The 1360-nt window shown below is 42.6% G+C and carries 1 protein-coding gene; it reads left to right on the top strand.

The window, feature by feature from the left end:
* On the top strand, positions 1 to 1250 hold a 1250-nt coding region (locus E5J99_RS20865; protein WP_135499738.1), incomplete at its 5' end, for an RHS repeat-associated core domain-containing protein.
* Between the last annotated feature and the right edge of the window lie 110 nt (positions 1251 to 1360).

Genomic DNA, 1360 nt, shown 5'->3' with positions numbered 1-1360 from the left:
GGGCAAACACGATCTGGGCCTCGGTAAACTTCGTCTTTTTCATGGCGCATGTCTCTTGGTTTAAGATACAACAAGGGCCTGATTTCTCTACTTTAGCGTGGACCAGTTTCTTGGGAGGAGGTCATTCATTACCAACCGCTTCTTTGCGGTATGAACTCTTCAGTAAGGATAGTCAATTGGTCGCTACCCGCCTGCAGCCTTTACAGCGTACTGCTACAGATGAATGGCAGCACTTAGAGACGGGCATGATGGCTGATTCAGCTGGCTATGTGCGGGTATCGGTGGTGAATGAAAGTGGCATACCTGCTTATTTTGATGATCTGGCAATACGCCCTATTGATCCCGACCAGTATCAGGAAAATCATTACGATCCGTGGGGTCTAAACTTGGTGGGTATTGAAGAAGAGGGTAAACCAGATTCTAAATTTCAGTTTAATGGCAAGGAAAAGCAGGATGAGTTTGGGTTAAACTGGTTAGACTATGGGGCTAGAATGTATGATCCTGCGATTGGACGGTGGGATAAGATTGACCCTTTAGCGGAGAAGCACTATGTACTTTCTACTTACAATTATTGCCTTAATAATCCTGTCAATGTAATTGACCCCGATGGGTGTGATGCCATTTTCACTGTAGGCCGTGACAAAAGTGGTGAGATTAACAGTATTAATGTTAGCTCTACAATATATATCCGAGGTAGTGGAGCTAGCAGCTCCAGAGCTGCTCAATTAAATAAAGAAGCTTCTTCTACTTTCAAAGGCAAAGCCATTGATGGTGTTAATATAGGCTTTGATGTTAAATATAAATACGATGAAAATATCAATATCAACCAGCTAGGTGTAGTAGAAAATATGTTGACATTTTTAGATACACCCGAAACAACTAATGACACTAGATCGCAGGTTAAAGGAGGTAGTACTGGCGATCCGCTAAATAACACATATGTCAGGACGACCGGTAACACAGGGTTTGTTCGCGAGAGTAGTCGAGAGAGCAAGAAAGTATTTCATGAAACCCTTCATTTTTTTGGTTTATCTGATAGGCACTACCAAGGTAGTGGAGGAAACGACTCCTACTATACAGTAGATGGATTTGAAAATGATATAATGCGGCATTATAATGCTCTAGGCGGCATTAGTAAGACACATTATAATAACTATTTGCAATATGTTAGGGAAAACGAATTTCAAATTAAAATAAGCGGTGATTTTTATGTTAATGATAGAATGGTAGATATTATAGCAGATTCGTGAACGGTGTATCTTACGGCGAGGTTTGGTCGTAAGTCCCAGGATGCAAGCTTATTCACTGGATTTACGCACGCGCGTGGCTGCGGCGTGTCAGCACCCCGGGGCGCGGCAGG

Origin of the sequence: Hymenobacter elongatus (assembly GCF_004745955.1) — a bacterium.
In the GTDB taxonomy this organism is placed as follows: domain Bacteria; phylum Bacteroidota; class Bacteroidia; order Cytophagales; family Hymenobacteraceae; genus Hymenobacter; species Hymenobacter elongatus.
This window is presented reverse-complemented; position numbering and strand designations above follow the sequence as displayed.